Source organism: Bdellovibrionales bacterium (genome assembly GCA_019750295.1).
Classification (GTDB): Bacteria; Bdellovibrionota; Bdellovibrionia; order Bdellovibrionales; family JAGQZY01; genus JAIEOS01.
In genome coordinates, this window is sequence record JAIEOS010000042.1 from 20,067 (window position 1) to 37,956 (window position 17,890).

General features: G+C 47.1%; 19 protein-coding genes. 12 read left to right on the forward strand and 7 right to left on the reverse strand.

The window, feature by feature from the left end:
- The first annotated feature begins 150 nt into the window (after positions 1-150).
- The 6 genes from K2Q26_08670 to K2Q26_08695 all read left to right on the forward strand — a co-directional run bounded on the left by K2Q26_08670 (position 151) and on the right by K2Q26_08695 (position 6,829).
- Positions 151-2,259, forward strand: a complete 2,109-nt coding sequence (locus K2Q26_08670) for a carboxy terminal-processing peptidase (GenBank protein MBY0315578.1) — start codon at positions 151-153, stop codon at positions 2,257-2,259.
- A gap of 118 nt (positions 2,260-2,377) precedes the next feature.
- Complete coding sequence (locus K2Q26_08675) at positions 2,378-3,418, forward strand: thiamine pyrophosphate-dependent dehydrogenase E1 component subunit alpha (protein MBY0315579.1); 1,041 nt, start codon at positions 2,378-2,380, stop codon at positions 3,416-3,418.
- Positions 3,418-4,470: an alpha-ketoacid dehydrogenase subunit beta gene (locus K2Q26_08680; protein ID MBY0315580.1), complete on the forward strand. Its 1,053-nt coding sequence runs from the start codon at positions 3,418-3,420 to the stop codon at positions 4,468-4,470. Before K2Q26_08675 ends, K2Q26_08680 begins: the two co-directional genes overlap by 1 nt.
- A 44-nt stretch (positions 4,471-4,514) precedes the next feature.
- The gene (locus K2Q26_08685) at positions 4,515-5,318 is read left to right on the forward strand and encodes a class I SAM-dependent methyltransferase (GenBank protein MBY0315581.1); all 804 of its coding nucleotides are present in this window, start codon (positions 4,515-4,517) and stop codon (positions 5,316-5,318) included.
- Between the two features lie 72 nt (positions 5,319-5,390).
- Positions 5,391-6,032: a hypothetical protein gene (locus K2Q26_08690; protein ID MBY0315582.1), complete on the forward strand. Its 642-nt coding sequence runs from the start codon at positions 5,391-5,393 to the stop codon at positions 6,030-6,032.
- Positions 6,033-6,199: 167 nt separating this feature from the next.
- A complete protein-coding gene (locus K2Q26_08695) occupies positions 6,200-6,829 on the forward strand; it encodes a hypothetical protein (protein ID MBY0315583.1) in 630 nt (209 codons plus the stop codon).
- 137 nt (positions 6,830-6,966) lie between these two features.
- On the opposite strand, the gene pyrE is transcribed toward K2Q26_08695, so the two are convergent.
- Positions 6,967-7,557 (reverse strand): orotate phosphoribosyltransferase, encoded by a 591-nt coding sequence (gene pyrE, locus K2Q26_08700; GenBank protein ID MBY0315584.1) that lies wholly within the window; start codon positions 7,555-7,557, stop codon positions 6,967-6,969.
- Positions 7,550-7,867, reverse strand: a complete 318-nt coding sequence (locus K2Q26_08705; GenBank protein MBY0315585.1) for a divalent-cation tolerance protein CutA — start codon at positions 7,865-7,867, stop codon at positions 7,550-7,552. The genes pyrE and K2Q26_08705 overlap by 8 nt, the downstream gene beginning before the upstream one ends.
- 203 nt (positions 7,868-8,070) lie before the next feature.
- Between K2Q26_08705 and K2Q26_08710 the strand changes: the two genes are divergently transcribed.
- Positions 8,071-8,379: a hypothetical protein gene (locus K2Q26_08710; GenBank protein MBY0315586.1), complete on the forward strand. Its 309-nt coding sequence runs from the start codon at positions 8,071-8,073 to the stop codon at positions 8,377-8,379.
- On the opposite strand, the gene K2Q26_08715 is transcribed toward K2Q26_08710, so the two are convergent.
- The 4 genes from K2Q26_08715 to fusA all read right to left on the reverse strand — a co-directional run bounded on the left by K2Q26_08715 (position 8,376) and on the right by fusA (position 13,246).
- On the reverse strand, positions 8,376-9,461 hold the full coding sequence (locus K2Q26_08715) for a hypothetical protein (GenBank protein ID MBY0315587.1): 1,086 nt from the start codon (positions 9,459-9,461) through the stop codon (positions 8,376-8,378). The genes K2Q26_08710 and K2Q26_08715 overlap by 4 nt on opposite strands.
- Positions 9,454-10,497 carry a CNNM domain-containing protein gene (locus tag K2Q26_08720; protein ID MBY0315588.1) on the reverse strand — a complete coding sequence of 348 codons (1,044 nt, stop codon included), beginning with the start codon at positions 10,495-10,497 and terminating at the stop codon, positions 9,454-9,456. Before K2Q26_08720 ends, K2Q26_08715 begins: the two co-directional genes overlap by 8 nt.
- A 167-nt stretch (positions 10,498-10,664) precedes the next feature.
- Positions 10,665-10,949, reverse strand: coding sequence for a hypothetical protein (locus K2Q26_08725; protein MBY0315589.1), 285 nt, complete (start codon positions 10,947-10,949; stop codon positions 10,665-10,667).
- Positions 10,950-11,131: 182 nt separating this feature from the next.
- Positions 11,132-13,246, reverse strand: coding sequence for an elongation factor G (gene fusA / locus K2Q26_08730; GenBank protein ID MBY0315590.1), 2,115 nt, complete (start codon positions 13,244-13,246; stop codon positions 11,132-11,134).
- 166 nt (positions 13,247-13,412) lie between these two features.
- On the opposite strand from fusA, the gene K2Q26_08735 reads away from it, so the two are divergent.
- From K2Q26_08735 to K2Q26_08745, 3 genes are read left to right on the forward strand one after another with little or no spacing between them, the layout of a single operon-like run.
- The gene (locus K2Q26_08735; protein ID MBY0315591.1) at positions 13,413-14,849 is read left to right on the forward strand and encodes a RecQ family ATP-dependent DNA helicase; all 1,437 of its coding nucleotides are present in this window, start codon (positions 13,413-13,415) and stop codon (positions 14,847-14,849) included.
- Entirely contained in the window at positions 14,846-15,517 is a 672-nt protein-coding gene (aat, locus tag K2Q26_08740; protein ID MBY0315592.1) for a leucyl/phenylalanyl-tRNA--protein transferase, read from the forward strand. Before K2Q26_08735 ends, aat begins: the two co-directional genes overlap by 4 nt.
- Positions 15,514-15,999, forward strand: coding sequence for a peptidylprolyl isomerase (locus K2Q26_08745; protein MBY0315593.1), 486 nt, complete (start codon positions 15,514-15,516; stop codon positions 15,997-15,999). The genes aat and K2Q26_08745 overlap by 4 nt, the downstream gene beginning before the upstream one ends.
- A 39-nt stretch (positions 16,000-16,038) precedes the next feature.
- Here the strand turns inward: K2Q26_08745 and K2Q26_08750 are convergent, their stop codons facing one another.
- Positions 16,039-16,545, reverse strand: coding sequence for a hypothetical protein (locus K2Q26_08750; protein MBY0315594.1), 507 nt, complete (start codon positions 16,543-16,545; stop codon positions 16,039-16,041).
- Positions 16,546-16,727: 182 nt separating this feature from the next.
- Between K2Q26_08750 and K2Q26_08755 the strand changes: the two genes are divergently transcribed.
- Both K2Q26_08755 and K2Q26_08760 read left to right on the forward strand, forming a co-directional pair.
- A complete protein-coding gene (locus tag K2Q26_08755; GenBank protein MBY0315595.1) occupies positions 16,728-17,480 on the forward strand; it encodes a hypothetical protein in 753 nt (250 codons plus the stop codon).
- Positions 17,481-17,575: 95 nt separating this feature from the next.
- A complete protein-coding gene (locus K2Q26_08760) occupies positions 17,576-17,884 on the forward strand; it encodes a hypothetical protein (GenBank protein MBY0315596.1) in 309 nt (102 codons plus the stop codon).
- Positions 17,885-17,890: the final 6 nt, after the last annotated feature.

Below are 17,890 nucleotides of genomic sequence, written 5' to 3' on the forward strand. Positions count from 1 at the left end.
ATATGTGCGCTCTTTCGAACGGTACTTGCGTCTGGTTTTAACACTTTCTGCAAGTCTTGATCGAAATCCAGACACAATACGGTCGCAAAACCGAAAGTCTTTTGGGTCTCCTGCCGATGAGTTGTAAAACCCCGTGAAAAGGACGTATTCATGAATTTCATCAAACAAGTATCCCTACTGATTGTGCTTCCATTGATAGTGGGCACGGCTCATGCGCAAAATTTTGCGTTGGGCGGTCCAATGCAATCAATGAAGCTCACGTGTAACAACGTGAAGGACATTCAGCGTGGATTTCTTTTGGCTCACGTTATTTACAACGAATTGACCCCCACATTGGAGGCTCATACCGTTGATCGTTATATCGATTATTTGGACGGGTCGAAGATCATTTTCACAAAAGGGGATGTTGAAACGATTCAAAAAGAAATGAAGGGGATTTTTACGGATCTCGAAAAGCGAGATTGCAAAAAGCTTCAAGCGGTTCAGAAGTTGTACTCGAAGCGTTTAGAAGACCGTGCCGCTTTCGCGAAGGCGACCTTAAATAAAGATTTTAAATTCGACAAAAAAACTCGTCTGGTGATCGATGCTAAAAAACGCAGCTATTCCGCCAACGACAAAGAGTTGAAGGAGCTTCAAAAGAAGTACTTAAACTTCCAAGTTTCAAACTATTTGTTATCGGATGAAAAGCTTCCCGATGCGGTTGAAAAGGTCAAGCGAAGCTATGACCGAATCGCGAAAAAGTTAAAAGACATTAAAGAAGAAGACATGTTGACCAACTATTTGAATGCTTTTGGTCGCGGTCTTGATGCGCACACGTCTTATTTTTCTGCAGATATGCTCGAGGACTTCGAAATCTCTATGCGTTTATCTCTCCAAGGGATCGGCGCGACTCTCACGCAAGAGGATGGCTTTACAACAGTAGAGGCCCTCGTTAAGGGTGGAGCTGCAGATCGTTCTGGTCTTGTTCTCGAAAAAGATAAAATTATCGGTGTTTCTCAAGTGGACGAAAACGGTAAAGTGAGCCCTATGGACGAAGTGATCGAATGGGATCTTCGTGATGTTGTGGCTAAAATTCGCGGAAATAAAGGAACTAAAGTTCGTTTAAAAATCATGCGTAAAAAAGACGGGAAGCCTGAGACGCTTTTCGTAACGCTCACTCGTGACGAAGTGAAGCTCGAGGACGAAGCCGCTCAGATCTCTTATCTTGAGAAGAATGTGAACGGTGTCAATCGTAAGGTGGGTGTGATTAATCTTCCGTCGTTCTACGCCGACTCCCGTCGTGGTGGTCGCTCTTGCGCTGAAGACGTTGCCAAGTTGATCGAAGAAGCTAAAAAGCAAAAAGTCGACTCTATGGTTTTAGACCTTTCGCAAAACGGGGGCGGTAGCCTCAGTGATGCTGTGGATCTCGCCGGTCTCTTTTTTGGAACTGGAAACGTCGTGATGCAATCATCGCGCTCTCCAGAAGTAAAACCCCTTCCTTTAAAAGACGTGGAGCCTAAAGTGAATTGGTCAGGTCCTCTCGTGATCCTGACGAGCCGTTTTAGTGCCAGTGCCTCAGAGATCGTCGCCGGTGCGCTGAAAGATTACGGCCGCGCGGTGGTGGTCGGTTCTGATCACACCTTTGGTAAAGGGACCGTTCAACAGGTGATTCAATTGGCGACAGGTCTTGGTGCTTTAAAAGTGACCATAGGTATGTTCTTTACGCCGAGCGGTTTTTCCACCCAGCATAGAGGGGTGGCTTCTCACATTGTTTTCCCGAGCGAATTCGACGGGGATGATGATGAAATCGGAGAGAAGACTCTGGAGTACTCTCTTCCTCCAAAACAGATCGACTCCTTCCTTTCTCCTCAAGCGTACGTGACCACGGGCGAAGGAAAATGGGATAAAGTGGACGATAAAGTTGTATCGACTTTAAAGAAGCGCTCGGAAGAGCGAGTGGCCTCAAGCCCAGAGTTCGCCGAAATTAAGAAAAAAGTAGAGAAGCGTAAGAAAGATACAAAAGAGATCGTACTTGAGGACTCTTTCAATGACCTTAAAGAGAAAAAAGACGAGAGCGATAAAAAGAAGAAGTTTTCGGAAGCTGAAAAAAAGGCCGAATACTTTAAGCGCGCTGATGTCAGCGAAGCGGTCAATATCGCCGTCGACTTTGTTGATATTAAGAGCAAAGTTCCACTGAAAGTTATTGCTCAAAGCAGCAATACGGCCTCAGATAATCGTGGAATTCAGTCGGAGAAAAAACCAGTCCAACACGAGAACTAAGCCTCGTTGACAATTATCCTCGGCTCACCTAGTTTCCTAATTTATGGGTGAGCCTAGATCTTCTAAATCGCAAAAGTCCTCTGTCCGCGCAAAAACCGCTAAAACTAAGCGAGTGATTATGGCCGCAAAATCTTCTAAAAAATCCGCAAAAACAGCGTCTTCAAAATCCTCTTTAAGTCTCCCTAAAGATCTTATGCTTCGCATTTACGACTTAATGGTGCGTTCACGCATTCTCGAAGAACGCATGATTCAAGTGTATCGTCGTGGCGACGCTTTCTTTTGGATTGGTGCTCCCGGGGAAGAAGCCTTTGGGGTGGCCCTCGGCCTTCTGGCCAACAAAGGTCAAGGTCCCGAGTATGATTATATGCATCTTCACTATCGTTGCACTCCTACGTTGTTAGCCATGGGAATGAGCGAAGAGGACGCGCTCCGTTTGATCATGAATCGAGCGACCGATGTCAGCACCGGTGGGCGAAATTTCTCCAATCACTACTGCTATCCGCAGTGGAATGTTCTCCCGGTGTCTTCTCCTATTGAAATTCAATACTCGATTGCGATTGGAACAGCCATCTCGCAAAAACGTCACGGTAAGGGTGTTAGCATCATCACTGGTGGCGATGCCGGAACGGCCGAGGGGGATTTCGCCAGCGCTTTGATTTGGTCGAGCCGCCCAGCCTCTCCGCTTCCGATGTACATGACCGTGCAAAACAACCGCTGGGGAATCTCTACCGATTTCGCCAGTCAGCACGGTGAAAAGTATGTGGCGGATCGTGGGAAAGCATTTGGAATTCGCACCGGCGTTTACAATGGAAACGACCCCGTTGAGGCGTACCTCGCGATTAAAAATGATCTCGATTACATTCGCAAGACAGGGAAGCCCGTGCTTTCCGAATTTATGGTGTCTCGTCTTTACGGACACTCCTCAGCTTCGGGAGCGAACCGCTCAGCCAATGAACCTTGCTGTATCGAGCTTTTCGAAAAGAAATTGATCGATGCGAAGGTGATCACCGCGGCGGAATGTAAAAAAAATCGTGAAGAGCACTTTGAGCGAATTCGGGAAATTACCGATCGTGTGCGCGAAGAGCCGCAACCGACCGCAGAGACCCTTTGGGAACACACTTATAAAAATAGTGAAAACGCCGATTGGAGGAAGTTCTAATGGCTAATATGGCTCAAGCCATTCGCATGGCCCTCCATTTTGCAGAAACCCACCTCGAATTAAAAGACGTGTTCGGCCAAGATGTGGGAGAACCTTTAGGCGGTGTTTTTACCGCCACCCAAGGCGTGGAGTGTGCGTGGAATACTCCTTTGGATGAGCGTGGAATTATCGGTGCCGCTATGGGAATCGCCTTCGCTGGCGAACGTTGCGTGGCCGAGATCCAATTTTGTGACTATATTTTTAATACGATCGATCTTTTAAAATTCGCCGGCAACACCTCTTGGTGCACTAACGGCAATTACAATCTACCAATGACGGTGATGACTCCAGTGGGCGCGGGAATCCGCGGCTCGGTTTATCACAGTCATAGTTTTGATGCGTGGGCCACGCGCCTTCCGGGATGGAAGGTAGTTATGCCTTCGAATCCGAAAGACGCTTACGGGTTACTTCTCGCCGCGATTAAAGATCCCAATCCAGTTCTGTTCTTAAAGCCGAAAGCTTTGATGCGCGTTCGGGGCGCGGATTTGATTCCGGGAGAGCCTGAGGACGAGAAGCAATTAAAATCGATGATCGACGCTCCACTCGGTGATCGCTCGCGCTGGAAAGCCAAGTGGCCACCAGTGGAAGATTTTACCGTTGAGATCGGCAAAGGGAAAATCGTTCAAGAGGGAAGTGATGTGACCATCGTCACTTACGGTCGCCATGTCCTCATGGCCGAAGATGCGGTGAAAAAGGTGAGCGATCGCTATTCCGTAGAAATCATCGACCTGCGTTCGCTTTATCCTTATGACTGGTCGATGATTAAAGATTCTGTTTTAAAAACTCGCCGTGTGATTTTCCTCAATGAAGATACGGAAGTAACCAACTTTGGAGAGCATTTGGCCTATAGAGCCACACAAGAGCTGTTCTATCACCTTTATGCGGCTCCTGTAGTTCTCGCGGGCAAAAACCTGCCGGGCATTGGTCTTCATCCGGTCTTCGAAGAAAACTCCGTTCCTCAAGAGCACGATATCGTCGCGGCGATTGAAGAGTTGATGGCCACGGAGCCTTAGACATCGCCTTAGATCTAAAATTAATCCACTTACGATAGGTTAAAATGAGTCGTCCGCAAAAATTCCCCGCTACTTTTGATAAATACGATTACTACAGCCGTGCTGTTCAATCTCCTAAGAACGATGTGCAGTTCTTTAAAAAGGTTTTTCGAGATTTAAAAAAGAAAAAGCCAAAAACTATGCGTGAAGACTTTTGTGGAACTTTTGAGCTGAGCCGTGCATGGGTGCGAAGTGGTCCAGAAATGGAAGCGGTCGGGGTGGATCTGGATCTCGAGCCGATCAGTTATGGCCTTAAAGGTTTTAAAGAAATGACGGTGGACCAACAGCGTCGGTTAGATATTTTAAACAAAAATGTTCTCGATAAAAATCTGCCGACTGCGGATCTTGTCGCAGCGATGAATTTTTCACATTATATCTTCAAAGATCGTAAAGTGATGCTCGAGTATTTTAAAAACTGTTACCGCGGAGTGAATAAAGGTGGTTTATTTATTCTCGATTGTTTTGGCGGTAGTGAGAGCTACGAGCCCAACGAAGAGCGCACTCAGCACGAAGGATTTGTTTACTATTGGGATCAGGACTCTTTTGATCCTGTCACCAACGAAGGCCAATTCTACATTCACTTTAAAGTGAAAGGTTATAAAAAGAAATTTAAGAAAGTCTTTTCCTATGACTGGCGCTTATGGTCCATTCCTGAGCTTCGCGACATTCTCGACGAGGCCGGTTTTAAAAAGACCCATATTTATTGGGAAGGTACTACCAAAACCGGTGAAGGTGATGGCAACTTTAATCGCGTGACCGAGGGCGAGTACTGCGAGTCGTGGATTGCTTACATTGCTTGCGAAAAATAAGCGGGCTTTTGGTCGAGTCCGAAGAATCTATTAAGCTAGAAAAATAAAAACAAAGTCGCTTATACTAATTCCATGAGATTCTTTCTATTTCTTGCGGTGAGTATGGGTGCAGCTTCGGCCTTCGCGAAAGCATGCATCGAAGATGAACACTACAATCACGTCATCCTTGAGCGAATGGATCGAGCTCGCGCCGATAAACAGAAAGATCGATTGTGTTCCGATGTGCCGACCAAGCCGAGCGAGCGCCAAGCTGCCATTAAGGCGATGAACGAAGCGGCCGGAGAAGAAGAAGCGGCCACAGCCATTCAAAAGATCCGAAAGTTTATGGCGTGTGGAGTGATGACTCATCAAGAAGAGGGTTACGAAGAGTTGTCTCTGATGAGTTACGTGAAGGTGGCGGCGAACAATCACCGTGGACCTTGTGTTAACTTTTGGGCCCATCAGGCGTCTTGCGTGGCCCACAAGCGAGATGTGAATATTCCTTGGGAGCCCACGGCCTACTATCCCGCAGGTTCGCGCACATGCCCTGAACTTAAGCAGACTTTTATGAGCTATGGAATTTATGAACCCGCAGTGACTCCACCGGAAGCCTCGGCTCCTGCAGAGCCACGCAAGCCCACCGCTATTGCAGTGCCCGATATCACTTCGCCAGAGGCCACCAAGCCCGTCGTCGATGCGCCCAAGGTGAGCGATAAGCCTGGTGCCCAAGAGTAACCCCAAGGTCATCCTGAACGCAGTGACGCTGATCTGACAAATTGTAGATCTGTCAGGGCTGTAAAATTTTTTCTTCGCAAAATCTACAATCTTGCTCCGAGGGGTCTTTAAGATATTCAGTTCGGTGAGGATGTTTTATCTCTGACCTTCAACCAATTGGAGGGATCATGTTCAATAAATTCGTAATCGTTCTTATGTCTTCTTTACTCGGTGCTAGCGCTATGGCTAATTCTTTTGAGGAAGAACTCGGTCGCAAAGTTTCTGCTCAAGAAGCACAGCAAATGGAACAAATGTTAACCGCTATTTCTGCCCAGTCCGAACAACCGAACTTCGTATTGGCTGCTGCCACTGATGACAACCGCACCATCGGTTACAACATGGCTTGTTTAACGGCAAAAGGTGGAGCTTTGACCGCATCCACTCAAAAGTTGGTTTGCTCTAACATCTACGGAGAGACTTTCACAATTTCTAGAAGTTCTGGAATTAATGAACAGACCGTTTTCTCTTTATCTGCAGCTGTTGGCGTTCTTTATGTCAGAATGCACGTGAACGAAAGCGTTTATAACCGTCTCCAAAGCCTTCAACTGATCGAAGAGCCTGTCGATGCGATTGGATTAGATCTTTCTAAAGGGATCGTTGGCGCACAAATTCTTTTCCTCTCTTCTCCTAACGTGAGTATCAAAATGGGCGGATGGTTGCCAGGTCTTGGCGCAGGTTTAACCTCTGAGCAGAATGGAAATGCGGATCGCGCCACTTTCCAAGGTTCAATGGTTACTGTGAAGAAATTCAACTGGTAGTCTAAAATAGAGTTCTTATCTTTGACGGAAACGTCGAGGTTAAAAGCAAGGTCTCGCAAAGTTTGCGGGACCTTTTTTTTGAGTAAGACGTCTCACGATGACGGTATTCGCTCGTGATCACGAACACGGACCCGAGTTTACTTTGGAGCTGGAGTTGATTTTTTCGTTTTCTTGGCTTGCTTTTCGGCCTGTTCGATCTGTTCACCGACGGCCTCTTTGATTTCCGCCATAGTGAGGACGGACTTCATCTTTAGACCGGCGTCCTTTAAGGCTTGAGTGTCGCCCTCGCTGCGATCAATAACACAAACAACACTAGTCACAATAGCGCCCGCATCGCGAAGCATTTTTGTTGTGGCCACAACTTGTCCACCGGTTGTGATGACATCTTCTATCAGACAGATTTTTTTACCTTTAACATCAGGGCCTTCTGCGAATTTACAAGTCCCATAACTTTTTGCACTTTTCCTTAAAAAAACGACGGGAATCCGTGCGCGGAGAGAGACCACTGTGGCGAGAGGAATTCCCCCCATTTCGAGAGCGCCTAACAGTTCTGTTCCCTTCGGAACTAGGGGAGTCATAAAGTCGACGATATCGGTTAATATTTCGGGACGAGATTCAAACTGGTATTTATCAAAGTATTCTTTCGAAACTTTTCCAGAGCGAAGTTTGAATTCACCGGTAAGATGAGACACCTTGTAAATACTTTGAGCCAGTTCCGTTTTAGTCATGGGTTTGTGTATATATCCATTCGAGGAAGTTGTCAGTGCCTTCTTCAATTGGCCAAAACACCAAGCACGGTGTCGTGTAGCTATGATTTTGGACAACAAAATCTTCCACTGATTTCAGGCGATCTTTTGTGGTTTTGAGGGTGGCCGAGACCTCAGTGTCAGTGTGCAATGAATTTTCCCAGTTATAAATCGCAGTATGAGGCGCATGGATGTTAGCGCAGGCGATGAGGCGCTTTTCGACCATGGATCGACAAAGAGTTTGGGCTTCGTTTTGGTCCTTAAAAGTAATGTATCCCATGTATGCAGACATCCCGCGAAACTCGAGCATTTTAGGGTTGATGTCAATTGGCTGCGTTGCAGCAAGATTCGAACATTCCGATGTGGGAATTCCCTACATATCTTTTGGGAATTGAGTCGAGTTGGTTTTTCAATTTGACGTCGGTGGAGGATTAAAAAGGACATCGGCGGGGACTTCGTCTAAGTACGGGGTCGGTCTTAAAAAAGGAGATTTCGATGTTATTTTTAGTTTTATTCGTCAGCTTATTCGGTCATTCTCAAGAGGACTCCCTGCCTCAGTCTTGTGTTCAAAAAGCCAAGGCATTAGCCACCGTCCTTGATCTCGACTACACCCAACCTGCAGAATTAAGATCCTTCCAAAAGACGGGAGAAGGCTTTTACGTCGGAGAAGAAAATTTTAGCGGCATCATTGATTTCCGATGCCAGGCGAGATTTATCGTCAGCCTCAGCTATAAAAAAGCATCGGACGTGTGTGACGTGATCGAGTTGACGAAGATGCAAGGCTTTCACTGCGATCCGCTCTAATCGTTAAAAATCATTTGATTTAAGTCGGTGGGAGTTTGTGCGATGTAATGGGACACAAGCTCTGCCATTCGTAGCGCTTGAAGAGCATACTCTTTACTTACAGGCGCCATGGCTTCAAGCAGTCGCGACGAGAGGCCCTCGTGTTCCCCGTGAGCGTTGATGTTCTTATGGGCTTCGAGGATCTGCGACGCTTTATCGGCGTTGATTCTTGTCAGAGCTTTTGCCAGTGAATCGGTTTCTTTAAATTCTGGCTTTTCGAAAAAGTCGAGACTCAGGCAAAAACCCAAGAAGTGAATCCGCGCCGATTGTTCAAAAACATGCATGAGCATTTTGATCGAGGGCGTGACGGGAACTTGTTCGGACTTTAAGCCCAGGGCTTCGAGACCGGCGGCAAGAATCTTATCCTGACTTTTTCCTTCCGCCATAAATTTTTGAATTTTGGCGGCCTGAGACTGAGCCGTCATCAGTGCGGTTTCCAGTGCCTGATGACACTTTTCGGCGACATAGTGATTTTGTCGGACAACAATCGCAAGCGCGGCTTTGCGATCTTTCGGATCCTCTAAATTTTCGATTTTACGGTAGAGAATATCCATCTTGTTCTCGACCGTATCAATATAGTGAAACCGTCGGGCGATACTCAGCAGGCAGAGAGGGTCATACTTTTCCTCACTCGCGCGGCCGCAGGCAGCAAACGTCAGAGCCGCCTCGTGATCCCAAAGCCAGTCTTTTGGAACATCCCCGGGATTCACAATTCCCATCGAGCGTCCGAGCTCGGAAGGGTTATCGTGATAGGTGCGGGAATGCGCTTGATGAATATCTTGGCCAAAGTTTTCGTCTCGGCGGGGGAGTTGATAGGCAATGGGGTACTTGGAAAGTTCCGCCAAAATTTTAGAAACTAAAAGCATATCTTGCACTTCGATGTTCTCGCGGTTTTGAACCATTTGCAGAAGGGCATTATATTCGGGAGAGGCGGCGGCAACTTGGATGCGAGTGATGAGCCACGGTGTTTCGATGCGAAAGGCTCCCGTTGCGGTGTCTTCTAGAAAAAATTGGGTCTCATCGTAGGGCCAGTATTTATACATTCAAATAGACTCTTTCGCGTTTACGCTTTTTCCATTGTTCTAAAGCATATTGGCGAAGATCTACAACAGTATCAAATTCGTCAACGATTTCCACTCCCAAAAGAGTTTCGATGGCGTCTTCCAAAGTGACGAGGCCCACTGTGGATCCATAATCGTTCACAACCACAAAAATATGCTCATTGCGATGAATGAGTTGATCTAAGACTGCCGAAACCGTGATGGTCTCAGGTACAGAGTGGATCGGTAAAATTAAGTCTTTGATGGGGACATTATCTTTATCGCGAGAAACAGCCTCGAGGATTTTATAGCGGTGAATAAACCCCTCGATCGTATCGAGATCTTTACTGTAAACCGGTATGCGTGAATAGCGAAGAGTGGGGTTTTCGCGATAAGCATCGCTGATCAGTTTGTCCCACTGTAAAGTCATCATGACGGATCGAGGAGTCATGATGTCATGGGCAAACATATTATCGAGCATCAACAGATTTTTGATAATTGCGGATTCTTTTTTCTTAATCGTGCCGTGCGAGGCGCCGATCTCCGCCGAGACAATCATTTTTTCGCGAGTGAATTTATGTTTTTGTCCCACTCCAACGATGAGGGAGATAATCTCGGAGAATTTAACGATGGGATAGGCGACAATCGCGAGGAAGGGGATGATGTAACCTGCAAAAGGGGCCAGTCCTCGCCAATGAGTGGCTCCGATGGTCTTCGGAAAAATTTCGCAAAAGATAAGAATGACCATTGCGAGCGCAACCGAGATAATTCCGACGTAAATATCCCCCCAAAGATTCATCGCTAAAATCCCGATGGCAAAAGATCCCAAGGTATTTGTGATTGTGTTCATGGTGAGGATCGCCGCCAGCGGGCGGTCAATATCCTTGATCAAGGCCTGAAGCTTCCGCGCGTAAGGCTTTCCGTTTTGGGCTTCCACTTCGATAAAAGTGGGACTCACACTGAGAATCACAGCTTCAAGGATCGAGAATAAAAAAGAGCCGAACACAGTGCCAAACACAGTGATGATAAATAAAATCATGGTCTTTTTTCCTGGGATAATGGAAGGATCGATAAAATGGCGGTCGTCCTGAAGGAATCACTCATAAATCAGAAAATAGGATAGCGCGGAACCCTCGGGGTTACAAACGAACCGTAGCGCATTAAGTTACTGAAACTATTAGATTTCTAAAAGGTATGCCGATCCTTTTAGAAGCATTTGCCTTTGTAGTACTGCACCAGCTGGATGACTTCGGAGTAGCCGTTACATTCACCACGAACTTGGTACCAAACGTATTTCACGGGGTTGTACCAGCGGTTATCGATTTTTTGCACTTCAACATTTTTAACATCGGCCACGCAGCCCCAGGCTTCAGCTTGAGCAGCTACTTTTTGCCGGCCCACTTCGAGGCACCTTTGAACTAGAGTTTCGTCAGAGATCGCATAGGCCTGAGAAGCAAAGCTCATTAGAAATAAAACGGCGAAAATTTTCATGGAAACTCCTTGATGAAGAGAGTTTAGGAAGTTCATCCTTGGGAGTAAACATTAAGCTGGGAGGGTGAAAATTATGGGAAAGACCACCCTATAAAAAAAGCCATTGAGACTCTCAATGGCTTTTTTGGTCTGCGCAGATCCTTCGCTTTCGCTCAGGATCACGATCGGTCAGATGGCCGAAATTATCTATTTTTAAGATCTGCAGCTCTTTGCTCTTGGTACTTTTTAGCGAGTTCATCTTGGATTGCGCGAGGTACTGGAGCGTACTTTGCGAATTCCATAGTGAATTCCCCTTTACCTTGAGTGGCCGAGCGAAGATCGGTCGAATATCCGAACATCTCAGAGAGCGGCACTTCAGCGGTGATAACCACAAATGCGTCTTGAGTGCTTGTCCCTTGAATCATACCACGGCGTTGGTTCACTTGACCCATCACGCTTCCTTGGAACTCTTCCGGAGCAGAAACTTCCACCTTCATGATCGGCTCAAGAGCTGTTGGAGCTGCTTTTTCGTAAGCTTGTCTCATAGCGGCCATGGCGCAAATACGGAAGGCCATCTCTGATGAATCCACATCATGGTAAGCTCCGTCATCCAAATCCACTTCCACGTTAACGATAGGGAAACCGATCAATGGACCTTTTGCCAATTGCTCGGAGAACCCTTTATCACAGGCAGGAATAAATTCTTTAGGAATACGTCCCCCAACAACGTTGTTGTTGAAGCGATACGTTTCGTCGCCTTCCGGAGTGAATGGACGAATTTTTCCGACCACTTTCGCGAATTGTCCCGAGCCCCCAGTTTGCTTCTTGTGAGTGTAATCATAAGCCGCTTCGCGACCGATCGTCTCACGATACGCCACCTGTGGTTTACCAGTCACAACTTCACATTGAAATTCCCGCTTCATACGCTCCACGTAAACTTCCAAGTGAAGTTCGCCCATTCCGGAAATGATAGTTTCGCCAGACTCTTCGTCTCGGTGAACGCGGAATGTAGGATCTTCCTTACGGAATTTTTGTAAAGCTTTAGAGAAGTTGTTCGCGCCGGCTTTATCTTTTGGAGAAATCGCCAAAGAAATCACCGCGTTTGGAACGTGCATTGAAGTCATCGCGTAGTTCACGCTACCATCAGTAAATGTGTCGCCCGTGGCGCAATCCACACCAAAGAGAGCTACGATATCGCCACCGTAAGCCTGTTCAATATCTTCCATCTCGTTAGAGTGCATTTTAACGATGCGCGGAACTTTCACTTTCTTTTGGTCTGTGGTGTTGACGATGAATTCACCTTTTCTCATCGTTCCCTGGTAAATACGCATGTAAGTGAGCTGACCATATCGGCCATCATCCAGTTTAAAGGCATAAGCGACCAATGGCTTCGAAGGATCAGAAACCACATCCACAGGAGCTTCGTCTTTATCGAGGTCTAGACCTGTGTTTTTGACTTCTGTCGGATTTGGTAAATAGTCCTCAACTCCATCAAGAAGTTTTTGAACGCCACGGTTTTTGTAAGCGGAGCCGCAGAAAACGGGAGTCATTTGCATCGTCAAGCAACCTTTACGGATCGCTCGCTTAAGCATGGCCTCTGGAATTTCCGCACCTTCCAGGTATTTTTCGGCCAATTCGTCGTCAAACATCGTTGCGGCGTCGACCAGCTTTTCGCGATACTCGTTCGCCTGATCTTGCATGTCCGCAGGAATGTCGGCCTCGCGAATGTCTTCACCGTTATCACCGTGGAAAGTGTAGGCTTTCATTTTGACGAGATCGACAACGCCTTCAAGAGTGTCTTCGATGCCGATGGGGATTTGCACCATTACGGAGTTGTGACCGAGTTTTTCGCGCAATTGTTGAGTCACGCGGAACGGGTTAGCTCCAGAGCGATCCAGTTTGTTGACGAAGGCCACACGAGGAACGTTGTAACGACGCATTTGGCGATCCACAGTGATGGATTGAGATTGAACTCCAGCCACGCCGCAAAGAACGAGAATCGCACCGTCGAGAACGCGAAGAGAGCGCTCCACTTCGATCGTGAAATCCACGTGCCCGGGAGTATCGATGATGTTGATCTGAGTGTTATGCCAGAAGACGTTGGTCGCTGCAGATTGAATGGTAATTCCGCGCTCTCTTTCGAGCTCCATGGAATCCATCTTTGCGCCGACGCCGTCTTTACCGCGAACATCATGGATGGCGTGAATCTTTCCTGTGTAGAAGAGAATACGCTCTGTGAGAGTGGTTTTACCGGAATCGATGTGAGCCGAAATCCCAATGTTACGAACAGCTTCTAAGTTCCATTTTTTACTAGCCATCTGGTCCTCGTCGTCTAAGTCAAATATCGCTTTTGCCAGGTATTTTCTAACCTTTTAACAGGGCGAAAAAGCGACCATTTTTAGGTTTTAACAAATTGAATTAAAGGTAGTAGCATGCGAATCTTAGAAGTGCAATAACACCAAAAAAATTTTAAACCCTAAGTCTATGAATATTAAAGCAATTCTAAATTCCCAGTTTGGCTATGATGAGTTTCGCGGGAGCCAAGCCCAAGTGATCGAATCTGTGCTTAAAAACCAGTCGGTTTTGGCGGTTATGCCCACGGGGCAGGGGAAGAGTTTGTGCTTTCAATTGCCCTCCGTGATTTTGCCGGGGCTGACCTTGGTGATTTCACCACTCATTGCGTTAATGAAGGATCAGGTCGATCAGGCGCGAGATCATGGCTTAAAGGCGGCCTTTATCAATTCCTCCCAAAAAGGGGATGAGCGCGATCGGGTCCTTCAGAAAGTGGCCTCGGGGGACATCACACTCCTTTATGTGACGCCGGAGCGTTTTCGAAAAAAAGATTTTCTGGACGTCTTGGCCGGTCTTAAAGTTTCCTTATTTGTGGTCGACGAAGCCCATTGTATTTCGGAGTGGGGGCATGATTTTAGACCCGATTTTACACGGTTGGGGGACTACCGCGAGCAGCTGGGAAATCCCGTGACTCTCGCCGTAACGGCCACGGCCACTCAAAGTGTGCAGAAAGATATTTTACAGCAGTTGCGCCTTCCGGCGGAGACGGTGGTGGTGAATGACGATATCGATCGTCCGAACTTATCGATCTCTTGTTTGGATCTGCACGGGATCGAATCCAAGATTCGCGCCTTTATCGGTCTCCATCATCAATATCCCGGGTCCAAAATCGTTTATTTTTCCTTAATCACCAGTCTCGAAAATTTTTCACGGGAGCTGCGAAAGCTTAACATTCCTCACCGGGTTTATCATGGGCAGTTGCCGCCCCCTGTGCGAAAGCGGCACCAGCAGGAATTTCTCTCCGACGCACAGGGGATTATGCTGGCGACCCCAGCGTTTGGTTTAGGAATTAATAAGCCGGATGTGCGCGCGGTGATCCACGGAGAAATCCCCGGGTCCATCGAAGCATTTTATCAAGAGGTGGGGCGAGCGGGACGCGATGGGCAACCCGCCCAGGGAATTTTGTTGTACGACGAGGATGACGTGACCATCCAAATGGATTTTTTAAAGTGGGCCAATCCCGAGCCCGAATTTGTTCGAAGCGTTTATCATTTGCTGGCGAACAATCCCGAACGCGTCAAAGCTGAGGGCTTAGATTTTATGCGCCAGCAGCTGCATTTTTATCATTCGCGCGATTACCGTCTAGAAACCGCACTGAATCTCCTGGAGAGAAATGGAAATATTCTGGGGGGTCGCCCCAACGATGGGGCTATGGAAGATTGGACAGTGATCGAGCCTCCGCAGGGAGAATGGATGGACGTGGAGTATCATGACAAACGCCTTAAGGGCCAACAGAGAAAGCTATTACAGATGGTTCAATTGACCCGCGCCGAGGATATGAAGTCCGACATATTAAAATACTTCGCTAAGGATGATTTGCTTTCGCCACCAGGGGCGGGATTGCTATGATTCAATTTCCTAATCCATTGCATTCTGACGAAAACGGTATCGTCTTTATTGGGGGCGATCCCACTCCCGAAAATTTGGTGAACGCTTACAGCAATGGAATTTTTCCTTGGCCCCACAAGGAGTATCCGCTGTTGTGGTTTTCGCCGCTGGAGCGCGGAATTCTCACCTTTAAAAATTTTAGAATACCAAAATCGACGGTGAAGGCTCTTAAGAAAATGAATTTTCAAATGACGGTGGATCACTGCTTTAACGATGTGATCGACGGGTGCATGGCGAAAAGACGCAGTGACGACGGCGGCACTTGGATCACTCCCGCCATGGTTCAAGGGTACAAAGCACTCCATCAGCAAGGACATGCGCATAGCATAGAGTGCTGGCAAGACGGAAAGCTCGTCGGCGGCCTCTATGGAGTTTATGTCAACGGGGCATTTAGTGGAGAGAGCATGTTTTATCATGTGAGCGGAGCCTCGAAGGCGTGTCTCATTTATACCGTCGAAGTTTTAAAACGAATGGGCCATGAGTGGTTTGATATTCAGATGGTGACGGAAGTGCTCGAGCAATTCGGCGGAGGTTATATTCCGCGCAAAGAGTATTTAAAACTTTTACGAGAAACCCAAAAGAAAAAAATCGCATGGTCCGTTGAAGTTATGGTAGGTTTAAGGAAATGAAGATCGCAAAAGACACTGTTGTCAAATTAGCTTACACGCTCTCCGTGGTCGATCCTGATCAGGGCGAGGTTGTTCTCGATGAAAAGCCCGAAGAGAATCCCATTGAGTTTATTTTTGGTTACAATGCTTTGTTGCCGGCGGTGGAGTCCCATCTTCTTGGGGGATCTGCTCCTCTAGAAATGACTTTGAAGCTCCCTCCATCGGAAGCCTTCGGGGACTACAAGCCGGAGCTCGAGCTGTGGTACGAGCGCAGTAAACTTCCCAAAGACATTGCGGTGGGGATGAAGTTCCAGACTCAAGGGGCCGACGGAAAAGTCACCGCGGTGGTGGTGAAAGAGATCGATGGAGATAAAGTTTTAATTGATGGCAATCATCCTCTGGCGGGATTTACCGTTTCTTTTGATCTTAAAGTTTTAGGTGTTCGTAAAGCGTCCGCGGAAGAACTGGCCTCAGGACAAATTCTTCCGTCGCGACTGCATTAAATAAAGTTAAAACCGTTCCGAATTAAATACGTTGTGACTTCACAGGTTGATGTCTGGGGGCAGAACGCTTTGTTCAGGATAAAAAGTTTCGTAGTATCGCCGCCGAAGGGTTTCAGTGTCCATCACTAAACATTTTCCATCCGCGGAAAGGAAAGGAACCACGATGCTCGCGTTTTCTTCAAGATCATCGACAAGTTCAACTCTTCCGTTTCGAACTCCTACAAAAGCAAGGCCTTCATTGGATTCCGGGGCTTTAGCAGCAACGAAGAGATGAACTTTTACCCAGTAGCTCCCTCTCTTGATGTCTGTTTTAACGTAGCCGACCTTGGAGATTTCTGAGATTTGTTTTTGGAGACAAGCTCTCTCTGCTGAAGTCGCATTCATGTCTCCTGATATTTCGGTACTCGTTGAGTGGTCGTCTTGACCAGAGGCAGTTAAGCCGAGTCGGATGATTCGATGGCTCAGGTTTTCGACGGGGCGAACAACGCCTGAGGCGGCGTGAGCAGAGGAACCTAAGATAAGTAAAGACAGCATTAAAGTTTTCATATGTTTTTCCTTTGGAATCGAAACAAGCATTATCCATGCCTGGCTCAACCTGGCTAGATTAGCGATGGCGTCGCACCCAAGGAATTTTTTTCAGGAGTGTCTAAGACATGGTGCTCTGGTTTCGATGAAAATCCTTTATCTCGGCAGTCACACCCGCTATCGTTATAGACATCGGAGACACTATGAAATTCATTTTAGCTTTTATTTTCTTAGGGCTTGCTGCATGTTCGACACCGGGGCAGAAAATGCCAGAGTATCCTCAGCGATGGATCGATCGGCCTTACACTCTTCCTGCAAATCTGATGAAGTTTTCGGCTCAGGTGGGATTCCAGCGACAGGCGGTGTCCTCCAAAGAGTACTCCATCACCGGTAAAGCCGAGGCCGTGAACTATACGATTCCCATTTTGGACTACGAAGCGGGGATCAATGATGATGTGACCTATTCGGCTCTTCTCGGGTTAAAGTGGCGCATCTACAATGACGAAAAACACTCGGTGGGGATCAATGCGTGGACACTCCTTTTGTGGAGTACTCTGAGTGTTGACTATTGGTATCGCGTCAGTGAAAGCGTCTCTCTTCGCCCGTACTACCGGGCTTCGCATCTCAACCTTTTTGTCATTGAGACCACGACCAGTATTCCCGGCTTAGAGGTTTTGTTTCAAGTGACCGACAACTGGGGTTTATCCATCTACTATCAGCGCGGCCGATATAAAACTCGCTCGGAGTTTGTCGAACTCATAGTGAATGGGATCACGAAGTCGAACGATTTTAATACTGAGCTCACTGGAACGGTTTCGGAGTTTGGTTTAGCTACGGTGTACTCTTTAAATCCTCACTGGGATCTCCGCGGGCAGACCGGATACGCTCGATATGATTTAGATCCGGTGCGGTTACACTCTTTTAGCATCGCCGGCGGCTTTAACTACTTCTTCTAGGAAGGAAGTTCATCGATTTCGCAGAGTTACATACTTTGTAATAATTAGTATTGCATCATATGTATGAGTATGTATAATTATGCCTGCGAGGTTATATGGAACGAGAACTCAAAAGAATCAGTCTGATGATCGGTGAAGATCAGTACGAGCAGATCACCAAGCGGGGCCTTAACCTCAGTTGGCTCGTGCGCGACCTCATAGACACTTACCTTAACGATAACAAAATCACATTTACCGTGGGCGATGAGACACGCAAACTCTACGAAAAGATTGTCGGCAGTAACGTGCAGGAGGATGAGGACTTCGAACCACTCCTCCGCGAGGCCCTTAAAGCTTTACTCAAAATAAAAATACAAAAGATGCAAGAGCTCGAGTCGGCTTTTGCGAACACGAAGAAAAAGTGAGGAGTG

What these genes read in the sequence shown, in the direction of transcription:
- K2Q26_08670 (MBY0315578.1), top strand. Translation starts at nt 151, where the DNA reads ATGAATTTCATCAAACAAGTATCCCTACTGATTGTGCTTCCATTGATA.
- K2Q26_08675 (MBY0315579.1), top strand. Translation starts at nt 2,378, where the DNA reads ATGGCCGCAAAATCTTCTAAAAAATCCGCAAAAACAGCGTCTTCAAAA.
- K2Q26_08680 (MBY0315580.1), top strand. Translation starts at nt 3,418, where the DNA reads ATGGCTAATATGGCTCAAGCCATTCGCATGGCCCTCCATTTTGCAGAA.
- K2Q26_08685 (MBY0315581.1), top strand. Translation starts at nt 4,515, where the DNA reads ATGAGTCGTCCGCAAAAATTCCCCGCTACTTTTGATAAATACGATTAC.
- K2Q26_08690 (MBY0315582.1), top strand. Translation starts at nt 5,391, where the DNA reads ATGAGATTCTTTCTATTTCTTGCGGTGAGTATGGGTGCAGCTTCGGCC.
- K2Q26_08695 (MBY0315583.1), top strand. Translation starts at nt 6,200, where the DNA reads ATGTTCAATAAATTCGTAATCGTTCTTATGTCTTCTTTACTCGGTGCT.
- pyrE (MBY0315584.1), bottom strand. Translation starts at nt 7,557, where the DNA reads ATGACTAAAACGGAACTGGCTCAAAGTATTTACAAGGTGTCTCATCTT.
- K2Q26_08705 (MBY0315585.1), bottom strand. Translation starts at nt 7,867, where the DNA reads ATGTCTGCATACATGGGATACATTACTTTTAAGGACCAAAACGAAGCC.
- K2Q26_08710 (MBY0315586.1), top strand. Translation starts at nt 8,071, where the DNA reads ATGTTATTTTTAGTTTTATTCGTCAGCTTATTCGGTCATTCTCAAGAG.
- K2Q26_08715 (MBY0315587.1), bottom strand. Translation starts at nt 9,461, where the DNA reads ATGTATAAATACTGGCCCTACGATGAGACCCAATTTTTTCTAGAAGAC.
- K2Q26_08720 (MBY0315588.1), bottom strand. Translation starts at nt 10,497, where the DNA reads ATGATTTTATTTATCATCACTGTGTTTGGCACTGTGTTCGGCTCTTTT.
- K2Q26_08725 (MBY0315589.1), bottom strand. Translation starts at nt 10,949, where the DNA reads ATGAAAATTTTCGCCGTTTTATTTCTAATGAGCTTTGCTTCTCAGGCC.
- fusA (MBY0315590.1), bottom strand. Translation starts at nt 13,246, where the DNA reads ATGGCTAGTAAAAAATGGAACTTAGAAGCTGTTCGTAACATTGGGATT.
- K2Q26_08735 (MBY0315591.1), top strand. Translation starts at nt 13,413, where the DNA reads ATGAATATTAAAGCAATTCTAAATTCCCAGTTTGGCTATGATGAGTTT.
- aat (MBY0315592.1), top strand. Translation starts at nt 14,846, where the DNA reads ATGATTCAATTTCCTAATCCATTGCATTCTGACGAAAACGGTATCGTC.
- K2Q26_08745 (MBY0315593.1), top strand. Translation starts at nt 15,514, where the DNA reads ATGAAGATCGCAAAAGACACTGTTGTCAAATTAGCTTACACGCTCTCC.
- K2Q26_08750 (MBY0315594.1), bottom strand. Translation starts at nt 16,545, where the DNA reads ATGAAAACTTTAATGCTGTCTTTACTTATCTTAGGTTCCTCTGCTCAC.
- K2Q26_08755 (MBY0315595.1), top strand. Translation starts at nt 16,728, where the DNA reads ATGAAATTCATTTTAGCTTTTATTTTCTTAGGGCTTGCTGCATGTTCG.
- K2Q26_08760 (MBY0315596.1), top strand. Translation starts at nt 17,576, where the DNA reads ATGGAACGAGAACTCAAAAGAATCAGTCTGATGATCGGTGAAGATCAG.